This is a genomic window from Streptococcus fermentans, from assembly GCF_040888305.1.
Lineage (GTDB): Bacteria > Bacillota > Bacilli > Lactobacillales > Streptococcaceae > Streptococcus > Streptococcus fermentans.
Window position 1 is genome coordinate 1 of the sequence record NZ_JBFNFG010000018.1, and the last position, 2,286, is coordinate 2,286.

The 2,286-nt window shown below is 29.6% G+C and carries 2 protein-coding genes; both read right to left on the reverse strand.

The features are described 5' to 3' along the window. Positions 1-126: 126 nt before the first annotated feature. Entirely contained in the window at positions 127-732 is a 606-nt protein-coding gene (locus AB2B50_RS09605; RefSeq protein WP_060955179.1) for a DUF4230 domain-containing protein, read from the reverse strand. Between the two features lie 234 nt (positions 733-966). Further along, positions 967-2,280: an ISL3 family transposase gene (locus tag AB2B50_RS09610; RefSeq protein ID WP_060955178.1), complete on the reverse strand. Its 1,314-nt coding sequence runs from the start codon at positions 2,278-2,280 to the stop codon at positions 967-969. Between the last annotated feature and the right edge of the window lie 6 nt (positions 2,281-2,286).

Sequence of the window (2,286 nt, forward strand, 5' to 3'; positions counted from 1 at the left end):
TATAATGGATGTTGGCCTTTTTGTATACACTAAAATAGGGTTGGTAGAAAATTTCCACCAACTCTAAAAATTATAGAACCACACAAAACCCTGACCAGAGATGGTCAGGGTTTTGTATTTCAAAAATTATTCTGTAAATTCTATAGTTACTTTTACTTCAGAATCCATTGAAGAAAATATTGTTTTATAATAATTGATTGCAGATTCTTTAATTTCACTCTTAAATTTATCTAAATACTCTGCTTGTTTATCACTAGAAAGTTGGTTTGTGACCAATTTCCCAGTATCAACATCTTCTGTAGTCCCACTTAACAACTCTCCATGATCATCATACAAATTGTAAGGATTATCTTTTGAAAGTTCCACACCAATTACTTCAAATTTTGGAACAATAACCTTATATTCTTTTTCACCTATTTGTTCAATCTTTACACTACTTTTAATCCCAAATTTAGCTTTATAATTTAAAATTACTAATGCTGTTTTTTTAGAGAACGGCACATCAAACCCAAAAACTTGAGTTGTTTTTGTTTCAGAAATAATTTCATTAATTCCCGCATTCAAAAATACAACTTCATTCACTTTTTCAATACTTTCGATATTAATTGACGATTTGACTTCTGATTTATGTTCCTTAGGTAAGAAAAATAGCACTCCAATAGCTATAATAGCTATTAATACCAGATTCAATAGAACACTAAACTTATTAAATTTCTTCTTTAATATAGACAAGATAAAAAAACCTCACTTTAAATAATCTATCTAAATTTTACACATTCTAAAGAAAACAGTCAATATTTTTTCGTACTATCTTCTAAAATTAATTGTGCCTATTAAAAATGAAATTAGTTTGTTGCATTTGATTATATTTTTTGAACACCAAATCCATTTAAAATTGAGTGCTATTTTGAGCACTAAAAAAGGGCTCTTTGTCAAATAGTGTTGATGAAGAAATTTAGGAAGGGATTAAGCAACTAATTGTTGCTTAATTCCTTTTTGTTTTGGGCCAAACATTTTTGTTATTAAAATAATCCTATTTCTAAAATGGTAATAGTTTCTAAAGCCGTAGGCATTTCTTTTAAGCACTTTTATTTTATTGTTTATTCCTTCAATAGGGCCATTTGTTCTAGTTGGATACTCACAAGTATTTTGAATATATGGCAAGTAAGTCATAAGAGTCTTTAATACTCTTTTTAAACCAGGAGATAGGTCTAATTGCGTAGCTGCTTCAATCGTTTCCTTGAATTCTATATAATCTCTATCCTGTATACATTCACGAAGTGAATGTACAACCTCATAATCATTTTTTAGAGATGGATTGTTTTCTAAGATATAATCTACGATTCCTTTACTTGTTATGAAGCTTTCAAAAAGCTTATAACGATTATATTTATAGTTCTGAAGTTCATTAGGGTTCTTTAAAATTAACTTCCAATAATGTTTTAACTTTCGATATAATTTAGGATTTTTATAACGATGCTGATTCATGATACGTACCCGAGTTCGATTTAATTCTCTATTCAAGGCTTGTACAATGTGAAAAGGATCAATGATAATTTTTGCGTTAGGAAACATTTCTTTTATTAATTGAATGTATGGCAAGTACATATCGATGGAGATAGTTTTCACCTTTAATCTAGTCTCAGGCTCAAAACGATAAAAATATTGTTTCAAACTGTAAGATTTTCTACCTCGTACAACATCGACCAACTTGTGTGTAGTGCTATCACAAATAATGAAGCTCATATTGCTATCGGAAGATTTAACAGATTTAAATTCATCAAAACACAAATGCTCAGGTAAATCATGTAATGGTTTAATCGTTAATAATCGTGCTGTATCATCTATGATACGTCTAACGGTATGAATTGAAACATTTGTTTCTTTGGCAATATATGTTTCAGATACTGTTTCACTTATTTTTGCCTTAATTTCATTTTTTAATCGTTTCGAGATATGACAGTATTTTTCTACAATTCGACTAGTATCTGCAGTAAATGAAGAACCACATTCTCTACAGAGAAATCTCTGCTTTCGTAGATTTAAGTAGGCCGGAAGGCCTGAAACAGAACAGAGAGTGATACGAGAAGTTTTCGTCCCGTTTTTAACTATATTGTTATTTTGGCTAACGCACCCACAAACGGCACAAAATTCTGGTTTATGCGTATATGTAGCTGAATAAAAGAAAGATTTTCTATTTTTTATCTTCTCTTGAACATTATTATCCCAAATAATGTTTTTATCTTTGATTTGTAGTGTAGCTTCTAGTATATTGTTCATATGGTC

Bases quoted from the DNA above. Each gene is read 5' to 3' on its own strand.
- AB2B50_RS09610 (WP_060955178.1), bottom strand. From the start codon at position 2,280: ATGAACAATATACTAGAAGCTACACTACAAATCAAAGATAAAAACATT.